The organism is Arthrobacter sp. AFG7.2, assembly GCF_002892835.1.
GTDB lineage: Bacteria > Actinomycetota > Actinomycetes > Actinomycetales > Micrococcaceae > Arthrobacter.
Map to the genome: position 1 here is coordinate 21965 of NZ_PJMB01000012.1, position 18945 is coordinate 40909.

At 66.2% G+C, this 18945-nt stretch carries 16 protein-coding genes; 3 read left to right on the forward strand and 13 right to left on the reverse strand.

All coding sequences use genetic code 11. The features are described from left to right. Positions 1–46: 46 nt before the first annotated feature. The 3 genes from CXX84_RS16895 to CXX84_RS16905 form a co-directional block, all read right to left on the reverse strand. Positions 47–1243 (reverse strand): NAD(P)/FAD-dependent oxidoreductase, encoded by a 1197-nt coding sequence (locus CXX84_RS16895; protein WP_102977885.1) that lies wholly within the window; start codon positions 1241–1243, stop codon positions 47–49. Positions 1244–1247: 4 nt separating this feature from the next. Next, positions 1248–1454 (reverse strand): DUF2945 domain-containing protein, encoded by a 207-nt coding sequence (locus tag CXX84_RS16900; RefSeq protein ID WP_102977886.1) that lies wholly within the window; start codon positions 1452–1454, stop codon positions 1248–1250. Positions 1455–1600: 146 nt separating this feature from the next. Further along, positions 1601–4144 (reverse strand): AMP-binding protein, encoded by a 2544-nt coding sequence (locus tag CXX84_RS16905; protein WP_102977887.1) that lies wholly within the window; start codon positions 4142–4144, stop codon positions 1601–1603. Between the two features lie 205 nt (positions 4145–4349). On the opposite strand from CXX84_RS16905, the gene CXX84_RS16910 reads away from it, so the two are divergent. Then, positions 4350–4802, forward strand: a complete 453-nt coding sequence (locus CXX84_RS16910) for an SRPBCC family protein (RefSeq protein WP_102977888.1) — start codon at positions 4350–4352, stop codon at positions 4800–4802. Positions 4803–4872: 70 nt separating this feature from the next. Here the strand turns inward: CXX84_RS16910 and CXX84_RS16915 are convergent, their stop codons facing one another. Beyond that, positions 4873–7089, reverse strand: coding sequence for a S9 family peptidase (locus CXX84_RS16915; protein ID WP_102977889.1), 2217 nt, complete (start codon positions 7087–7089; stop codon positions 4873–4875). A gap of 545 nt (positions 7090–7634) precedes the next feature. Here CXX84_RS16915 and CXX84_RS16920 point away from each other — a divergent pair. Then, complete coding sequence (locus tag CXX84_RS16920) at positions 7635–8057, forward strand: Hsp20/alpha crystallin family protein (protein ID WP_102977890.1); 423 nt, start codon at positions 7635–7637, stop codon at positions 8055–8057. Between the two features lie 163 nt (positions 8058–8220). On the opposite strand, the gene CXX84_RS16925 is transcribed toward CXX84_RS16920, so the two are convergent. The 5 genes from CXX84_RS16925 to CXX84_RS16945 all read right to left on the reverse strand — a co-directional run bounded on the left by CXX84_RS16925 (position 8221) and on the right by CXX84_RS16945 (position 13319). Continuing rightward, entirely contained in the window at positions 8221–9147 is a 927-nt protein-coding gene (locus CXX84_RS16925) for an NAD(P)H-hydrate dehydratase (RefSeq protein ID WP_189337634.1), read from the reverse strand. Further along, positions 9131–9931 (reverse strand): histidine phosphatase family protein, encoded by an 801-nt coding sequence (locus tag CXX84_RS16930; protein WP_102977891.1) that lies wholly within the window; start codon positions 9929–9931, stop codon positions 9131–9133. The genes CXX84_RS16925 and CXX84_RS16930 overlap by 17 nt, the downstream gene beginning before the upstream one ends. A gap of 247 nt (positions 9932–10178) precedes the next feature. Further along, positions 10179–11360 (reverse strand): LCP family protein, encoded by a 1182-nt coding sequence (locus CXX84_RS16935; RefSeq protein WP_102977892.1) that lies wholly within the window; start codon positions 11358–11360, stop codon positions 10179–10181. 30 nt (positions 11361–11390) lie between these two features. Next, positions 11391–12584 carry an LCP family protein gene (locus CXX84_RS16940; protein ID WP_102977893.1) on the reverse strand — a complete coding sequence of 398 codons (1194 nt, stop codon included), beginning with the start codon at positions 12582–12584 and terminating at the stop codon, positions 11391–11393. 99 nt (positions 12585–12683) lie between these two features. Further along, a complete protein-coding gene (locus tag CXX84_RS16945) occupies positions 12684–13319 on the reverse strand; it encodes a low molecular weight phosphatase family protein (RefSeq protein ID WP_102977894.1) in 636 nt (211 codons plus the stop codon). A gap of 261 nt (positions 13320–13580) precedes the next feature. Between CXX84_RS16945 and CXX84_RS16950 the strand changes: the two genes are divergently transcribed. Further along, on the forward strand, positions 13581–14795 hold the full coding sequence (locus CXX84_RS16950) for an FAD-dependent oxidoreductase (RefSeq protein WP_102977895.1): 1215 nt from the start codon (positions 13581–13583) through the stop codon (positions 14793–14795). Positions 14796–14926: 131 nt separating this feature from the next. Here CXX84_RS16950 and CXX84_RS16955 read toward each other — a convergent pair whose 3' ends face one another. The 4 genes from CXX84_RS16955 to CXX84_RS19170 all read right to left on the reverse strand — a co-directional run bounded on the left by CXX84_RS16955 (position 14927) and on the right by CXX84_RS19170 (position 18706). After that, positions 14927–15547 carry a DUF305 domain-containing protein gene (locus tag CXX84_RS16955; protein WP_102977896.1) on the reverse strand — a complete coding sequence of 207 codons (621 nt, stop codon included), beginning with the start codon at positions 15545–15547 and terminating at the stop codon, positions 14927–14929. A 72-nt stretch (positions 15548–15619) separates the two neighbouring features. Further along, a complete protein-coding gene (locus CXX84_RS16960) occupies positions 15620–16105 on the reverse strand; it encodes a hypothetical protein (protein ID WP_102977897.1) in 486 nt (161 codons plus the stop codon). 41 nt (positions 16106–16146) lie between these two features. Further along, positions 16147–18318: a heavy metal translocating P-type ATPase gene (locus CXX84_RS16965; protein WP_102977898.1), complete on the reverse strand. Its 2172-nt coding sequence runs from the start codon at positions 18316–18318 to the stop codon at positions 16147–16149. 52 nt (positions 18319–18370) lie between these two features. Then, entirely contained in the window at positions 18371–18706 is a 336-nt protein-coding gene (locus tag CXX84_RS19170) for a heavy-metal-associated domain-containing protein (protein WP_189337635.1), read from the reverse strand. Between the last annotated feature and the right edge of the window lie 239 nt (positions 18707–18945).

Consider the following 18945-nt stretch of genomic DNA (forward strand, 5'->3'; position numbering starts at 1 on the left):
CGACGCTCTCTCACTTAATTGCGGTTTTCCCGGGACGCTCTCTCAGTCAAGCCCGGCCCTTGAGGATCAGGTTCCAGTAGATCTGCGGGAAGATGTCCCGGTCCACCACCCAGGACAGCTTGCTTTCATTCCAGGTGGGCACCCGCGGGATGGTGGGCATGGGCCGGTACCGGTCGTCGAACTCGGCGAACACCACCGTGTCGCGGGACACCGTGAAAGGGCACACGGAGTAGCCGTTGTACTTCGCGGGCAGCGGCTTACCCTTCCGCGCGGCCACCAGGTTTTTGGCCAGGACCATGGTTTGCTTCCGCAGGGCGCCGCCGGATTTTGAGTTGGTGGTTCCGGCGGCGTCTCCCAGGGACCACACATTGTGGAACCTGATGTGCCGCAGCGTCTGCCGGTCAACTTCCACGAAGCCGCCCTCGTCCCCGGCTGCCGGCAAATCCGTGGCTTTGAGCCAGTCCGGAGCGGACTGCGGCGGAACAGCATTCAGCACGTCGTAGTGCAGGTTCTCCTCGGTGCCGGTGGTGATGTCGCGGATGGTGGCCTTTTGGCTGGGGGAGTCCACGGCCACCAGCTCGCTGTTGGTCCGCAGTTCAATGCCGTACTCCGCAATTTTGCGGTCCAGCTCCCGGTCAATCTCGGGTACCCCGAAAACCGTGGGGTAGGGCTGGACCATCACCACGCGGATGTTGTCCAGTACGCCCTTCTCCCGCCAGTAGTCGCAGGCCAGGTACATCGGTTTCTGGCTCGCCCCGCCGCACTTAATGGGACCTGCCGGCATGGTGAACACGGCGGTGCCGGAGGTGAGGCCGCTCAGCAGGGTCCAGGCCTTCGGCGCCAGGTCGAACTCGTAGTGCGAGGCCCCGTGCTGCGAATGGACCGCCTCCGCCAGGCCGGGTACGGCGTCCCAGTCGTACTGGAGGCCGGGGCAGACCACCAGCTGGCCGTACGACACTGTTGAGCCTGACGCCAAAGTGACCGTGTTTGTGTCCGTATCCACATCCGCCGCGGCGTCCCGGATCCACGTCACGCCTTTCGGCATCACCGACTCCTGCGAGCGGACGGCCTCTGTGGCCTGGGCACGGCCGCCCGCGATGTGCGAGAACAGGGGCTGGAAGAAATGGTGGTCCTTGGGTTCAATGACCGCGACGTCCTTGACGCCATAGCGCTCCAGCCGGCCAGCCAGGGAGACGCCCGCATTGCCCCCGCCGATGATCACCACTTCATGCTGCGCGGCCACCGCGCTACCCCTTTTCCGTGAGGGCAGAGGCCTTGTGCGCGGCCCGTGCACCCGTCTTGGCGGACTCCACCACATACTGCGGCTCATCCTCGCTGGCGCGGTGGGTGTGCCCGTCCAGTTCAAAGTCACTGGTTTTCTTTTCCACGATCTTGCCGTGGGTCTTGCCCTGCGGTGTGTTCCATTCCACGGACGTTCCCTTGCGTAGCGGCATGCCTGCTCCTTGTGGTGGGTCCGGGCCTTCACGGCCTCCGGGAAAAAATCGGGTGCTCCACAATAGTAAGCACCGTTAGCTTTTCCGGGTACTGCCTGCGGACGGCAGGTGAGGTACGACGGCGGGACGCGGCCGCCGTCGTCCGCTCACCTGGTGGACCGGCGGCGGGAGGCTGCCCGCACAATCCCCGTGCACAGGGCCCAATAGGCCGCCCCTGCCGCCAGCGAGGCGGCCACGGCCAGGGGAAGGCTGACTCCGGCCAGCAGTGGATACACCAGCCAGTGGACAAGGTAGATGTGCAGTGAGGCGCTGGCCAGAACGACCGCCACGCGGCTCAGGGCGCGGGGTACCGCAAGGGTGGGAAGCCATGCGAGCGCCAGGATGCCGGCAATCACGGTGAGGTCCCGGTTGGGATCCTCGAAAAACCCCGGCACGGTCAGGACGGCAAGGACTGTGACGGCACTGCGCTGGGCGAGGTTCCGTGAGCGTGCCACTGCCCAGCCCAGAGCGAAAAGCCACAGGGCGGGGACGGTGTAAGGCACCCCTGGTTCCACCAGTTCGTACCGGGTCAGCAGTCCCGCGCCCAACAGGACCAGCGGGAAGGTGAACGGGAACGCACGCTCCGCGCGGTGAAGCCAGGGGACGGCCAGCAGCGCCGTCATTGCCAGCAGGATGTAGACCATCACTTCGATGAACCAGAAATGCCACTGGGTTGTCACCTGCTCCTCTCCCAGGAGGGAGTTCAGGAGCACGATGTTCACCAGGCCGTACCGGTCCGTGGCCAGGTAGGCGAAGGCGATAAACACCATGCTGGGCACGGCGATGCGTGCCGTGCTGGCAAGCTGGCGGCGCAGCCGGGGGAGCCTCCCGCCGGAGAGCTGGAAGCGGGCAAAGTTGAATCCGGCCGCCGCGATCAGCACGTGGGCCATGCCCTGCCAGTTGAACAGGCCGACGTGGGTGCTGACGATCAGGAAGATGCCCACTGCCCGCAGGACGATGCTGGTGTCCATCGGGGCAAGGAGGCGGGCAGCCCATTTCCGGGCCGGTTTTCGCGACCAGCCTTTGCCGGTAAGGGCGTCCGGCCGCGGCTCCAGGTCCCTGACAGGCATGAGGTGCCAGTCCGGCGGCAGGTGCCCCAACGCCTGCTCAAGCCGAACTGACGCGGCCACGAAGGACAGGGAATCGCCGCCGAGCGAAACAAACGTATCGTCGTCGCCGATCTCCGCTTGTTCCAGGGCCTCCTCAAAGATGCGCCGTACTGTGTCGGGCCCCGTTGAGCCGGCCTGCGGGGCGCGGTTGCCTGTTGCGGGCTCGGTGGCTGCGGACAGTGCCGCGACGGCCGGATAGTCCAGCTTGCCGGTGGCCAGGCGGGGGAGTTCCGCCACGGCGTGGAGGTCGACGGCGGCGCGCGGCAGCCCGAGGCCCTGGGCGAGGACCTTGGTGAGCAGCCGCGTGTCGTGGTTCCCCTCGATGGCGACGACGAGTCCCTGGTCCGTTCCGGCGCTGGCGGCCTTTATGCCCAGGTCCGCCAGGAGGCGTTCCACCTGGCCGAGGTCCACGCGCAGTCCAACGATCTTGACGAAGCGGTTGCGCCGCCCGCACACCTCATAGAGGCCGGCGGAGTTCTTGCGGGCGAGGTCTCCGGTGCGGAGCTCGGTGACAGTGCGGCCCAGTGCCAGGTCGTCAGGGGTTTCGGCGTAGCCCAGCATGACGTTGGGCCCGGTGTATACCAGTTCGCCGTCTGCCAGCCCGGGCACCGGTTCGATGCGGAAAACCCCGCCGGGAACAGGAACGCCGATGGCGCCGGGGTGGGCCGCGGCAAGGCCAGGCGGCAGGTAGGCCATCCGCGCCGTTGCCTCCGTCTGGCCGTACATGACGAACAGGTCCCAGCCGTTGCGGCGGCCCAGCCCGGCGTAGCGCTGCACCGCATCGGGGGCCATCCGGCCGCCCGCCTGGGTGACATAGCGAAGGTCCGGCAGGTCCATGTCCGCAAAGCCCACGCGCTCCAGCAGCTCGAAGGTATAGGGGACTGCGGCGAAGGCTGTGGCCCGCTCGCGCCGGAACAACTCCCAAAAGCATGGGTCAACCACGGACAACCCGGTCAGCACCAGGCCGGCACCGCGCAGTAGGTGGCTGTTGATGACCGAGAGCCCGTAGCAGTAGGACATGGGCAAGGTGGTGGCGGCACGGTCGTCCGGGGTGATCTGCAGGTAGGTTGCAATGGAATCCGCGTTCGCCTGCAGGTTGGCGTGGGACAGCCGCACCAGCTTCGGGGAGCCCGTGGACCCGGACGTGCTGAGGAGGAGCGCAAGGTCCGGGTGCAGGTTGTGCTTGGTGCCTGGTCTGCGTTCGTCCAGGATGCACTGCCCGTTGCCGGAACGGACCACCACGTCGGGGTCGTAGGCGGCCACGAGCGATTCCAGGGCCGCCGGCTTGTCTTCCGGCAGGAGGATCAGAGGGTGGCCGGACACCAGGGCTGCGAGGTACGCCACCAGCGATTCGACGTCGTTGGACGCGGCAAGGGCCACCAGCCGCCGGTCGGTGCCCAGATGCCGGGCAAACGTGTCGACGCGGTCGGCCAGCTCCTGGTAGGTCAGGGTCAGTCCGTCGGCGATGATGGCGGGCCTGTCTCCGTAGCTCGAAAGTTCGGCAGCGAAGGGCACCCGCGCGAAGTCAAGCTGCGTGGTCATCCGACGATGGTATTAGCTGAGGCTCACCTAAGTAAAAACCGGCGTTATACCCCATTGGATGGAGAAATAAAGGCTGTGGTCAGGGCAAGGAGCCACGCCCCGCTGACGTTGACAGGAAGTGGGCTGCGGTCCAAGCTGTCGCTGTGCCTGCCTTTTCCGCCGGCAGAGCCGGGCCGGCGCCAGGTGCCCTTCAAAGGAGAATGCTGTGCCTGTTGTAGAAGAAAGCGTCGTCATCGACCGGCCGCCGCAGGAGGTTTTTGACTTCCTGTCGAAGTTTGAAAACATCGCGGTCTATGATTCCTCCGTCACCTCGTCAGGACAGATTGGGGAGGGGCCCCTGGCGGTGGGAACCCGTGGGCGGGGGACCAGCAAGATCATGGGCCGGCAGTTCGACTGGACCGTCGAGATCGCGGAGTTCGATCGACCACGACGCATGATGTCCCGCTCCGTCGAAGGAAAACTGGATTTCACAGTAACGTTCACGCTGGAACCGGCGAACGGCGGCACCCGGCTCACCCAGCGGATCGACGCCGCGTCCGGGTTGGGCGGGGTGTTTGGCAAGCTGGCCGATCCGCTCGTGGAACGGGCGCAGGGACGAACCATGCGCGCCAACCTTGAAACCCTGGCCGAGTGGCTTGTCGAGCATCCGCAGGGCTGACGCCGGCACCTTTGCCGATGGCAAGGCGGCCGTACGACGGCGGGACGCGCCCGCCGTCGTACGGGTTGTCCTACTTCAGGCCCGCGCCCGGCAGGAGTTCCGTGGCACCCAGTGAATCCGCGATGAAGGCGTAGTCCCACGCCCGTTCCCGCCACTGCACGTAGCGGCCGGACGCACCGCCGTGGCCGCCGTCCATCTCGATCTTCATGACGATGGGCTCGGTTCCGGTGGTCTTGTTCCGCAGTTCCTGCACCCACTTGGCCGGCTCCACGTACAGGACGCGCGTGTCATTGAAGGACGTCACGGCGGCAATCCTGGGGTAGGCCACCTCCCGCACGTTCTCGTAGGGGGCGTAGGACTTCATGTACTCGTACACGCGGGGGTCCGTAATGGGGTTGCCCCACTCCTCCCATTCCAAAGCGGACAGTGGGAGCTCCGGATCGAGGATGCTGGTCAGCGGGTCCACAAACGGCACCTGCGCCACGATGGCGGCGTACTTCTCGGGTGCCATGTTGGCCACCGCGCCCATCAGCAGGCCGCCGGCCGAACCGCCCAGGGCGGCGATCCGGGCCGGGTCCACCCAGCCCGAGGCTGCCAGCCAGTCAGTGGCGTCCACGAAGTCCGTAAAGGTATTCTTCTTCTCCAGCTTCTTGCCGTTCTCGTACCAGTGCCGGCCAAGCTCTCCGCCGCCGCGGATGTGGGCGATCACGAACACCACGCCGCGGTCCAGGAGCGACAGCCGCGCGATGCCGAAGCCCGGATCCATGCTCATCTCGTAGGAGCCGTATCCGTAGACCAGGCCGGCCGCCGTCGAATCCTGCTTCACGGCTTTGTGGCGCAGTACCGAGAGTGGAATTCGGGTCCCGTCAGCGGCGGTGGCCCATTCCCGCGTTGCCACATAGTCGCTGCCGTCATAGCCGCCCAGGACCGGGCTTTCCTTGCGCAGCAGGAGCTCACCCGTGGGCCGCTCCGGCGTGGGCAGGAGAAAGTCGTAGATGCGTGACGGCGTGAAGTAGGACGTGTAGCCGAGCCGGATGACCGGTGCCTCGTAATCAGAGCCGCCAACACCGGCGGTGTAGAGCTCCTCGTCGAAGGCCGGCTCCACCGGTGCCTCCTGCCTCCGGGTGCCCAGGCCGGCAAGACCGATGACCTGCACGCGCTCAATGGTGTCCTTGCGGATGGACACGATCAGGTGTGTGGAGGTGACGCCGGCGCCATTGATGCGGACGTCGTCGGAATGCCCGACGACGGTGATCCAGTTCTGCGCGGACAGCGGCTTGGCGAGCTCGGCCGGCTCCACCAAAGAGACCATGGAGTTGATCGCACCGCGGTTGTGGGTGAGCAGGATGCGCTCCTCACCCTCAAGCAGGAACGGCTCGGCCTCGTACAGCACCCGCTCGTTGCGGGAGATGACGGTGATGAGTTCCTGCGCGGGGTCATCGAAGCGGAGCAGGCGGGTCTCGCTGTACTCCGAGCAGCCGATGCCCAGCACCAGATGGCGGCGGTCGGAGGAGAGCTCGAAGCCCAGCCACATGGCGGCATCGTCCTCCTGGTAAACGACCACGTCCTCACCAACCGGTGTGCCCAGGGTGTGGGCCTTCACCTGGTACGGGCGCCAGGAATCGTCCACCACTGTGTAGAAGATCCGGGTGCCGTCGGGGGAGAAGGCCACCCCGTAAAAGATGTTCTCGATGACATCGGGCAGCATTTCGCCGGTGCGGAGGTCCTTGATGCGGAGGGTAAAGCGTTCGTCGCCCGAATTGTCCACCGCATACGCATAAAGGTTGCCGTCCACGGTCACGGCCGAACCGCCCACCGAGAAGAACGGCTTGCCCTCGGCCTCCACGTTGCCGTCCAGCAGGATTTCCTCGCCCGGAATTTCTACGCCGGCCTGCACTGCCGGCGGAGTCCAGTCAGCGATCTTGTCCTCGGTGTCCGCGGCCCTGACCCGGCACTGGATGCCGTACTCCTTGCCCTCGGCGGAGCGGCTGAAGTACCACCAGCCGTCCTTGCGGTGCGGCACGGAGAGATCAGTTTCCTGCGTGCGGCCCTTGATCTCCTGGAAAATCGCCTCCCGCAGCGGCTCCTGGTGCGCCGTAACCGCTTCCTGGTAGGCGTTCTCGGCCTTCAGGTGCTCCACTACCTCGGCAGACTCCTTGTCCCGAAGCCATTCGTAGTTGTCAAGGAACGTGTCCCCATGGTGGACACGTTCGGTGGGAATTTTCTTGGCTGCCGGCGGCGTAGGAGTGGCAGTGGTGGCGGAGTCCTGCAGCGGAGTCTGGGTCATGCCTTCAATATAGCCACCGCCCCGGACAATGGGCGGGCGCGTTCGCTACGGGGGGATCGGCTCCACCGCGGCGGAGTGTGCCGCCGCCCTGCCCTAGTGGGCTTGAGGCGGCAGGCGTATCCTGTTCACGCCAAGGCACATCCGCCCAGCGTGAGAGGGGAAGTTTATGACCATTCCGCCAGTGCACGAGCCCGAGCCGTTCCCGCCTGAACCTGGGCCGGATCAGCCTGATCCGGCCCAGCCCGGCCATCCCGGCCCCAACCCGTTCCCCACACCGCAGCCCCCGGGGCCCCTTCCGGTACCCGACCCCGGCCCGGCACCGCTCCGCCCGGACCCCACGCGGAGCTGATGCACCATTGACCGAGGGGCCCCTTCGCACGCCGCGAAAGGGCCCCTCAGCCATATCCGGGACGGGCCTAAAAATCTTCAAAATCAGGTGGCTGAACCCCTTGCAGACCTGCTCTGGCGGTGCTAAAAAATCTATATCAGCCAATACAGATCGGCTGGTGGGAAGTGTTGGACCGTCTCATAAGAGGAGGGAAGCCATGTTGATGCGAACCGATCCGTTCCGCGAGCTGGACAGGCTGGCCCAGCAGGTCCTCGGCACGGCAGCGCGTCCGGCAGCGATGCCCATGGACGCGTGGCGGGAGGACCAGGAGTTTGTTGTCGCTTTTGATCTGCCCGGCGTCTCAGCGGATTCAGTGGATCTGGATGTGGAACGGAATGTCCTGACGGTACGGGCTGAACGGCCTGACCCGGCAGGCACAGATACCGAGTTGATCGCCTCCGAACGGCCGCTAGGCGTCTTCAGCCGCCAGCTGATCCTCGGGGACACCCTGGACACGGACAACGTGAAGGCAAGTTACGACGCCGGTGTCCTGACGCTGCGGATCCCTGTGGCCGAGAAGGCCAAGCCGCGCAAGATCGAGATTGAGACGAAGGGGGCAAAGCAGGAGATTGCCGCCTAGTTTCAGCAGAGGATCGGGACGTCGGGTTGAGTAATTGCTGACTGCCTTTTGGGCGGATCGCGAGTATGCACGCCACAGCGCTGAGTGCGCACCGGCAGCCTATGCCTGAACCTCCCGATACGGTGGCCCCCGGGTTAATCCGGGGGCCATCCGCCTGTCAGCTTCAGGTATTGAGCTCCAGCATCAGCGCGGGCAGTTCGTCCGCAAGTTCGCGCGCCAGGAACCCCAGGGGTCCGAGCGTGCTTGCAAGACGGTCCGCGGCAGCAGCATGAAGGTGCGTTCCCCAGCATGCCGCCTGCGCTTCACTGGTTCCGCGGGCGCGCAGGCCCGCGATGGCACCGGCGAGCACGTCGCCACTCCCGGATGTTCCCAGCCCGCCGTAACCGGTGGTGATCTTCCACAGCTCGGAATCCTCCGGCGCTTCTGTGCCCGACGGGCGGGCGATGAGGCCCTGGCAGCTCACCACGGCCTGGTACCGGTCAGCAATTTCCGCAACATCCGCGGGCAGGTCCTTCAGGTCGCGGCCCAGCAGGATCTCAGCTTCCTTGGTGTTGGGCGTGAGAATCAGGCGCCCTTTCCACGGCTCAAACTGATCGCCGACGTTGACCAAGGCGCCCAAAGCATAGGCATCGAGGACGACGGCTGGACCTCCGCCGTCGTCCTTACGGCCAGTGCCTGTCTCCCGCTCAAGCAGGGCATGCAGCAGGTCCTCCGCCAGGTCCTGGTCATCCAGGCCCGGACCGATCAGGAGGGTGTCAGCGCGGTCCAGGTACGACGAGATCCGGTGCAGTCCTTCGCCGGTAACTGACCCATCCGGGTTCTCCGGCAGTCCCATCGCGCCGCACTCGGGCAGCGCCACACCCAGCTGGACCGCGACGGATTCCCCAACCGCGAGGGTGAGCTTTCCTGCGCCGGCGCGAAGGGCAGCGGTACCCGCCAGCAGGGCGGCGCCAGGAGTGGCCCGGGCCCCGCCGATCACCAGCACCGATCCCCGGGAGTACTTGTCCTCGCCGGGGGCAGGCAGCGGCCAGTCGCGCAGCAGCGACGGCGTCACCAGGGTGGGCGATGCCGCATCACTTGGGGTGGACACTGGTATCCCCGCCGTGCTCGGTAACCGTCACGCCGTGCTCGGCAAGATGGTCCGCCACGTTGAAACTCTCCAGGATCCAGGGGCCCTCGCCGGACGGACGGACGTACCGGGTCAGCGACGCGTTGAGGATTGAAGTGCTCGCCGCCAGGTCCAGGATCTCCCGCTCAGCCATACCTTCCAGCACGTACCGGAACAGCATGATCACCGCGTCGTGGCAGACCAGCATCACCCGGTGCCCCTGGCCCAGGTTGTTCAGCTCAGCCAGGACAGAACGCAGGCGGAGTGCAACATCGGCCCAGGATTCCCCGCCGGGCGGCCGGTAATACAGCTTGCCCAGCCACTCCCGGCGCTCCACTTCCTCCGGGAACCGCTGCTCCACACCCAGCCGGGTGAGCCGGTCCAGGATGCCGAGTTCCCGGTCACGCAAACGTTCGTCCGTGCGCACCTTGACCGGCCAGCCGGCCGTTTCGACAGCGATCTCCGCTGTCTGCAGGGCCCGCGCGTAGGGCGAAGAGACCACGGCATCCGGCCGGAACTCCTCGGTGATCCTGGCCAGGGCTGCGCCCAGGGCCTTGGCTTGCTCCTGCCCGGTGTCGGAGAGGTTCACGTCGGCATCCCGGGCAGGCACCTCAATGACGGCCGCCCCGGCCTGCCGCGCCTCGGTGGCGGCCACGTTGCCTTCGCTCTCGCCGTGCCGGATCAGCAGCAGCTCCACCGCCCCGGCCTCCCGCACTGCCTGTGTCAGCCCGTCGTCGTTCAAGAAACCACCCCGTCCGCGTGTCATGCCGAATGCAGGAACACTACCAGCGGCGTACCCATCCGGGCGGGGAAAATAACGGACGACGGCCGACGGCGGGCGGTAGTTGCGGGGAGTGGCTACCGGTGAGTTCGGCCTGCACATCAGGGGGGCGGGTTCCCGGGTCCGTTTTCGACGCGCAGGTTGCGTCATGACGCGCAAATTCCGCGGCGCACCGCAAATTTCGCTCGCGCCAGGTAATCTGCGCGTCGCCAGACAAGAGGCGTGCCGTCAACTACGGCCTGGCGAACTCGCCGATCCGGCCCTCCCGCAGGGCGGCCCCGACGGCGAAGATGGACCCGTAGTCCGGAAACAGCACGGACTGGCCCGCAATGAACCCGGAGCCGGCGGTGGGCAGGGTCATGGTGCCGATGGCATTCGTGTCCAGGTTCCGCAGGCTGTAGGCCAATATAGCGGCCTGGACGGGGTCGAAGCCCTTGTTGACGGTGAGGCAGCAGGAGGCGAAGTCCACCAGGCCGCGGACGGCGTTGACATCATTCAGGGCGCCCCCTCCGGTCAGCCGGGCCAGGATTGCCTTGAGCAGGATTTGCTGGTTGCGCACCCGCTGGAAGTCGCCGTCCGAGAACGCATACCGCTCGCGGGAGAACTCCAGCGCCGCCTGTCCGTCCATGTGGTTGACGCCGGGACCGAAGATGTGGCCGGTGTCGTGCGTGGACTGGAACGCAAAAGGCACGTTGACATCGATCCCGCCCAATCCGTCCACCAGCACCTTGAGGCCGCCGAAGTCCAGCATCAGGGTGTGGTCGATGGTGATCCCGAACAGCTGCTGCACCGTCTGGGTGGTCATGTCGATGCCGCCGTACTGCAGCCCGGCGTTGATCTTTCCGCCGCCGAACCCGGGGATGTCCACCCACGTATCCCTGTTGATGGACACGATGTACAGGGTGCTCCGGTCGGCGGGGACATGAACCAGCATCAGGGCGTCCGAACGGTGGTCCATTGGCTCGCCGGTGGCGGCAGTGTGGGCTGCCGCATCCTTGGCGATCCCGCGCATGTCGCTGCCGATAACCAGTACGTTCATCGGCGCCGGCGGCAGCTCCGGGATCGGTTCCGGAGGCGGCGGGGGAGCGGGGGCCGGGGGTGGGGGTGGAGGTGGAGGCGGCGTCTCGGAAGGGGTTTCCGACGGCGACGGGGATGGCGCTTCGCTCTGGGTTGCAGCAGGCTGCGCCTCAGTGCCCGGACGGTTGAGGCTGATCACGGCGACGACGGCGGCCGCGACCAGGACGAGCGCCAGCAGCGCAGCGATCCAGCGCCGCCGGCCGTGCGCCACCCAGCTCTCACCATGGGGACCCGCTCCGGAGCCGCCGGACGGACCCGCACCTCCGGGGCCGGGACCTCCAGGGCCGGGACCGGTTTCTCCCGGACCGGAAGGATCAGAACCGCCAGGCGTGGTCATTGCATCTCACCTCTGTGTGGGTAGGTGGGATCAGTGTCCGCCCGCAAGGTTCCTGCTGGCTACGAACGTTTCCAAACTGTCATCTGCCAGTGCCGCGGAGATCCCTGCGATGGCGTTGTAGTCCGGCCGCACGATGGACTGGCCGTCCGCTGATGTTCCAATGCCGAGAGTGGGAATGGTGAACATTTTCAGGTCATCGGCCCGGACGTCCCGGAGCTCCAGCCCCAGCCGTGCGAGGGTGGCGGCGTCCAGGCCCTTGTCCGCGCTGATGAACGGGGCGATGGAGCTGATGACGTTATGGACTTTCACAGGATTGAGGAGCGTGTCCCGGCTGAGGTTCTTGGCGGTCAGTGCCTTGAGGAAAGCCTGCTGGTTGCGCACGCGCTGGTAGTCGCCGTCGGCGTACGCATACCGTTCACGGACGAAGTCCAGGGCGCCCTTGCCGTTCAGGAGGGCGGGGCCCTTGGCGTATTTCTTGTTGCTGTGGGGTGACACGAACGGCTGCGTGATGTTCACTTGCACGCCGCCCAGGGCGTCAGTCATGCCCACGAATCCCTCGAAGTCGATCATGGCCACATGGTCAATCCGCTGATTGAACAGGGATTCGACCGTCTGCACCATCAGGGGTACGCCGCCGTATGAAAGGGCTGCGTTGATTTTGGCCTGGCCGTTGCCCGGGATGTCGATCCACAGGTCACGCATCAGGGAGACGGAGAAAATCTTGGACCTGTCCGCGGGGATGTGGACCAGCATCAGGGTATCCGCGCGCTGGTTGGAATTGCCGCCGGACACTGCTTCTTCCTTGGTGGCGCCGCGGCTGTCGCTGCCCATCACCAGGATGTTCAGTGCTCCGCTGGCGGCGGCATTCCGGGTGCCCTCGGCCGTTCCGACGCCGGGTCCGCTGTCGGTGCCGCCGGCGGCTTCCCTGCCCGCTTCGCCTCCGGCCTCCCCTGCCGCTTCTCCAGCAGCCTCACCCGGAACACTGCCCGCCTGCGCGCGCTGGGGCCGGAGGGACTCGGGCGGGAACGGGTTTTCAATCGTGGTGACTTTGGAGTCGTACACCTGCCCGAGGTTCAACAGATAGACGCCTACCGAGGCAGGTATGAGGATTGCCAGCGCCAGGAGCACCAACAAAATTGTGCGTAACGGATGGCGCCTGGGGCGTTCCTCCGGCGTGGGAGCGTCCGTCGGCTGGTTGCCTGGATACTTCAGCTGGGTGCTCATTTGGGAAAATTAGCACCGGTAAAAATTGTTTACATCAGGGGAATCCGCAGAAAAACCGCAGAGAGTTCCACAGATTTAATAACGACGGCGGAGCCTGGTTCAGGCGGGCACATTCAGGCGTGCGTGGCGAAGGATGGACACAATCGCCGGGGCCAGTTCGTCTTCCATTTGCCGGTACACCTCGGGCGACCTGCGGTAGGGGTCGATAATATCGTTGTCCGCGGAATTGGGCGGCAGGGACAAATGCCGCACACCGGCAGCCCGCGCTGCCAGGCTCTTCCAAAAGGCCGTGTTGGCAGCCAGCCTGCCGCCGTCGTCGAACGCCTCTTCAGGGGTGCTTCGCTCCGGGCCGGCTGCGCCCTGGTCCAGGACGTCGAGCATGCGGGCGAACTCGCGGATGGTGAAGGTCCGCTTCAGGAAGGCAGGGTCCAGCTGGAGCACCTCGCCGCGGTGTGCGGAGGTCATGGTGAGTACCAGGTCCACCCCGCGCAGGATCTTAGGGGTCAACTGCCGGGCGGCGAAGTTGTCCGGGTCTCCGCCAAAAGTGCGCACGATATCGGCCGATATCGGCTGCATGGGCTCGCCTACCAGCGCGCGGGTCCCGGCGCTGGCCACCACAAATCCGCCCGGCACGGCCTGGTCGAGGCCCGCCTGCAGCAGCCTCTCGGCCACGGGCGACCGGCAGATGTTGCCGGTGCAAACGGTCAGGATTCGTACTGGTTCGGATGTGTCCAAGGGGAATTTCTCTTTCCAGCCGGTGTACGGACGGAGAGTCCATGCATTTCAACTTAACACGCATCATCCCGCCGGCGGCCACCCCAACCCCAACGCTCCTGCACTTTCTGCGGGCCTTCCCCTTACGCTCTCTCACCTTTGGCGGCTTATCCCGGGACGCTCCCGCACTTCCGGTGGGTTTTTCCCGGACGCTCCATCACTACCAATCCAGCGGCTCTGCCTTCACGATGGAAGCAGGCGCAGACGTCGAGAAGAGGAACCATGCCTTCCGGGAACCATGTTGAGCGTGACTGCGTGATTGCCGGCGGCGGTCCGGGCGGGATGGTGCTCGGGTATTTGCTGGCACGCGCCGGCCTCAAGGTTACGGTCCTCGAGAAGCACGCAGACTTCTTTCGCGACTTCCGTGGCGACACCGTGCATCCGTCCACCGTGACGCTGCTTGGCGAGCTTGGGCTTCGCGAAAAGTTCCTGCAGCTGCCGCTGACAAAGCTGTCCACCATGGATGCCGTTTTCGACGGCCAGCGCCTCACCATCGCCGACTTCCGGACCCTCCCGGCTCCGGACAACTTCCTGGTCTTCGCGCCGCAGTGGGATTTCCTGGACTTCCTGGCGAGGGAAGCGGCGAACTACCCCAACTTCGAACTGCTCATGAGTACGGACGCCGCCGGGCTCATCGTGGAGCAGGGCCAGGTGCGGGGCATTAAGGCCATAGCGGCCGACGGCGGACGTGAGATCCGTGCGACGCTCACCGTCGCTGCCGACGGACGCGCGTCAATCCTGCGAACCGCCGCCGGCTTGGTTCCCGACGAGTTCGGCGTGCCTATCGATGTGCTCTGGTTCGGGCTCCCCAAGCCACCGGATCCTCCACCGGTAACCCTGGGCTATATCTCGTCCCGGGGGATGGTCCTCACCATCGACCGGGGGGACAGGTACCAGTCGGGCATGGTCATCCGGAAGGGTGGCCTTGACGAGCTTCGGGCGGCCGGGCTGGACGCCCTTCGCGACCGGATTACCTACGCGGCACCATTTCTGCACACCGTCGTCGGAACCCTGACCGATTGGGACCAGATCAAACTTCTATCGGTGCAAATCAACCGGCTCCGCCGCTGGTACCGCCCTGGGTTCATCGCCATTGGGGACGCAGCCCATGCAATGTCCCCTATGTTCGGTGTGGGCGTGAACTTCGCCATCCAGGATGCCGTTGCGCTGTTCAACGCTATTGCGAGGGACCTGGCTGCCGGGGACGCCCCGGTCAGCAAGCTCGCAGGAGTTCAGCGTCGCCGCGAGAAGCCGGTGAAAGTCATGCAATTGCTCCAACGCAACGGGCACAGAGCCATCGCCAGGGCCGCCACGGGCAGCAGCGTCGCACCGCGCTGGTTTGTCATGGTCCTCCGGTTTTCCTCACCACTGCTGCGCCGTATCACCGCCCGCTTCATTGGCATCGGAATCCGTCCGGAGCACGTCCGCTGGCCTTGACCGACCCCGGAAGGCCGCCCGGACTGCCCTCCAGCCTGCAGTGCAGGCGGGAGAGCGTAGGCCGGTTTGGTGCATTATCTGGGAGAGCGTCGGCCGGTTTGGCGCATCATCTGAGAGAGCGTCTGGTGCCGTTAGAGGGAGGCCAGCATCTCCTTCATCTGGGCGATTTCCGCCTCCTGGGACGTGACGATGTCCCGGGCGAGCTGGATGGTCCCGGGGTGCTTGCCGGCACCGATCTCCTGCTGCGCCATGTCGATCGCACCTTCATGGTGACCGATCATGTGCTCCAGGAAGAGCCGGACGGCTTCGGTTCCCTGGGCGTCCTTGAGCTGCTGCATGCCGCCCGCATCCACCATTCCGCCCATGCCGTGGCCAGTGTGGTCTGACATCATGGTGGGCACCTTCCACTCCTGGAGCCAGCCGGTCATGGTCTCAATCTCAGGGGCCTGGGCGTCCTTGATTGTGGTGGCCAGGGCGGCGACGTCAGCGGGAATGTCCTGCTTGGCGAGCATCAGGTCGCTCATCTCGACGGCCTGCGCGTGGTGGGGAATCATCATCTGGTTGAACATGATGTCCGCCTGGTTATGGTCGGCGCTTGCGTCCGGCATCATGCTGGACATGGGGCCGGAGCTGCCGTGGTTCATGGGCATGGTGTTTCCGCCGGAGGTGGCTGAATCGGCAGCGCAGCCGGCAAGGCCAATCGAGGCTGCCAGCGCAGCAGCGACGGTCAGGGTTTTGATCTTCGTGTTCATTGTGGAGTCCTTCAGGAAAGTAAAATTGACTGGGCCAAATGTGGGCGTGGCGGGGCCACGCGGGCAGTCGGTTTACGTCCGGCTGATGGACAGTTCGCAGGGCGTTGGGCTTGAAGGGAAGTAGGAGTATCCGGCGGCGCCGGAGGTACCGGGCGCCGGTCCGGGATGCACGGCCGGGCCGGCCTGGGGCGGGATCACGGCGAGCGAGCCGGCCTGTGCGGAGGGGATGCAGGACGAACCGGCTTCCTGCGCCCCCGGGCATCCGGCGCTGCAGGACTCCCAGGCCGCAGTGGCGGCCCCTGCATCATCAGGGGAGGCTGGGTGGCCGACGGCAGCGTGCCCATCGGAATGCCCGACGGCGTCGTGCCCGCCGGAGTGCCCGACGGCGGCGTCCCCCGCCTGCTGCGCGGCGCCGGCGTGGGCAACGGATGAGGCATGCGAGGAGTGGTCTGCGGTCATGACGTGCATGCCAAAAATGCCGGCCACGATGGCAAAGACCGCAGCCAGCAGCCCCGCGCGGAGGAGAGCTGCCGGCAGGACGCTGGCGCGTGCGGTCATGCTGCTCCCTCCTTCACGGGACTGCCTGTGGCTCTGTGGTTTCAACGTACCTCGGACGGGTTGAGTTTCACCCGCCGCAGCAGCTGAGCGTTCAAAGCCACCACGATGGTGGACACGGACATCAGGACCGCCGCGGCTGCGGGGGAGAGCGCCACCCCGGCGAACGCCAGGACACCTGCGGCCAGCGGCACGGACAGGATGTTGTAGCCGGTGGCCCACGCCAGGTTCTGCCACATCTTGCGGTAGCTGGCACGGGACAAGTCCACCATGGACAGCACCGCACGCGGATCATTTCCGGCCAGCACCACCCCGGCCGACTCCATGGCCACATCCGTACCGGCGCCGATCGCGATGCCCACCTCGGCGCGGGCCAGTGCGGGTGAGTCGTTGACGCCGTCGCCCACCATTGCCACCTTCAGGCCCCGCGCCTGAAGTTCAGCCACCTTCTTGTCCTTGTCCGCCGGCAGCACTTCGGCGAACACCTCGTCGATGTTCAGGTCCACCGCCACCGACTGGGCAACCTGCCGGGCATCACCGGTGATCATGCCAACCTTGACGCCGCGGTTCTGCAGGGCCGCCACGGCCTGGCGGGACTCGGCCCGTACTGCGTCCTCCAGGCTGACCGCCCCCAGCACGCGGCCGTCGTCATCAATCACATGCAGGACGGCAGCGCCGCGGTCCATCCACGCCCGGGTGGACTGGGCCAGCGCGGAAGGTTCGACGGCACCGAGCTCGCGCAGGAGCGCGGGCCCGCCCACGTGCACGGTGCGTCCGTCCACGCTGGCCCGGACGCCCCGGCCGGTCAGGGAGCTGAACTCCGTGACGGCCGGAAGGTCCAGGTTGCGCTCGCGGGCTGCGCGGACGATGGCCCGGGCCACAGGGTGCTCGCTGTCAGACTCGACGGCGGCAGCCAGGGCCAGCAGCTCGTCGGTGTCCACTCCTTCTGCTGCTGCTACGTCCTTCAGCTGAGGTGCGCCTGTGGTCAGGGTGCCGGTCTTGTCGAAGAGGACCACGTCGATGGTGCGCATCCGCTCCAGCGCCATCCGGTTCTTGATCAGGACACCGGCGCGGGCGGCCTGCTCGGTGGAGATGGCGATGACCAGCGGGATGGCCAGGCCAAGGGCGTGCGGGCAGGCGATGACCAGGACGGTGACGGTCCGGGTTACGGCCTCCGGGATGCTGCCCAGCAGGGTCCAGGCGATAAAGGTGATCACACCGGCTCCGGCGGCGAAGTAGAACAGGAAGGCTGCGGCGCGGTCGGCGAGGGCCTGGGCGCGTGAGGATGACGCCTGTGCCTCGGCCACGAGCCGCTGGATGCCTGCCAGGGCAGTGTCGTCGCCCACCGCCGTGACCCGGACCCGGACGCTGGTGTCCGTGGCGACGGTTCCGGCCACCACGGTGTCGCCGGGGCCGCGCGCCACGGTTTTGGATTCGCCGGTGATCATCGACTCGTCGAACTCGGCCTGCCCTTCCACTACCGTTCCGTCGGCCGGCATGCGGGCGCCGGAGCGGACCAGGACCAGGTCATCGGGCTGGAGTTCGGAGACCGGAACAGTTTCGGTGCCGGTGTCCGTGATGCGTTCGGCTTCGTCGGGCAGCAGTGCGGCCAGGGCATCCAGGGCCCCTTGCGCCGAGCCCAGGGCCCGCATCTCGATCCAGTGACCCAGCAGCATGATGGCCACCAGCAGGGCGAGCTCCCACCAGAAGTCCAGGTCGAAGCCGCCGAGGCCCAGGCTGGTGACCCAGGACGCGGCGAACGCAACCGTGATCGCCATGGCAATCAGCAGCATCATGCCCGGCCGGCGGTCTTTCAGCTCCTGCATGCCGCCCTTGAGGAAGGGCTGGCCGCCGTAGAGGAAGATCACCGTGCCCAGGACGGGCGGGATCCAGGTTGACCCGGGGAACATGGGCGCCATGTAGCCCAGGAGGTGGCCCACCATGGGGCTGAAATAGACCACGGGAACGGACAGAGCCAGTGTCAGCCAGAACCTGTTCTTGAACATCGCGGTGCTGTGGCCGGCGTGCTGCCCGTGGGTGTGGACCGCGTGGTCGTCATTATGGCGGGCGGTGGATTCGTCACCGTGATGCGCCGGATCCTGGTGCGGATGCCCGGCGTGCCCGGCGCCGGCTGAGGCAGCCGCCGCTGCCGTGACGGTGCCGCCTGAGGGGTTGCCGTCGTCGTCGTGATGGTGCATGTGCTGGTGGTCCTGCATGTTTTCCTCCTTGGAGGGGTTCGCGTTCGGGGCAGCAGCCCCGGTGCGGAAGTCAGTTGGAAGCCAGGGAGTACCCGGCCGAGGTGACGGCCTGCCGGACGGCCGCGTCCGTAACGGTGCCGGCAACGGTGAGGCCGGAACGGCCGCCCGCCACGAGATCAACCGATGCCGACTCGACGCCTTCGAGGGCGGAGACGGCCTTTTCGACGGTCTGGACGCAATGCCCGCAGGTGAGGCCTTCAAGGTCGAAGGTCCGCGGGGCGGCGGCGCCGGCACCAGGCGTTGCGACGGCGGCAGTGGTCTTCTGCGCGTGTCCTTCGGGGGAGCAGCAGCTACAGCCGGCGCCGGAGGCAAGGGGGAGTGCGTTCCGGTTTTCGATATCAAACATGTCAGTCCATTCCTTAGTGAAGGTTCCTCGCTGGAAAAGCAGGGTGCTGGGGTTGAACGGCTGTGATGGCGATGCAGGGCACCGGCCGGGACATACCACTTCACTGACAACACCCTGAATATACCCCCAGGGGGTATCTGCGTCAAGCCCTGCCTCAAAGAGTTCCCGGCCGTGCTGTTCTCTGGAAGGGTCCATAGGCCCTTACCAGGCAGGCACCTGCCCGGGAATAATTGGACGAG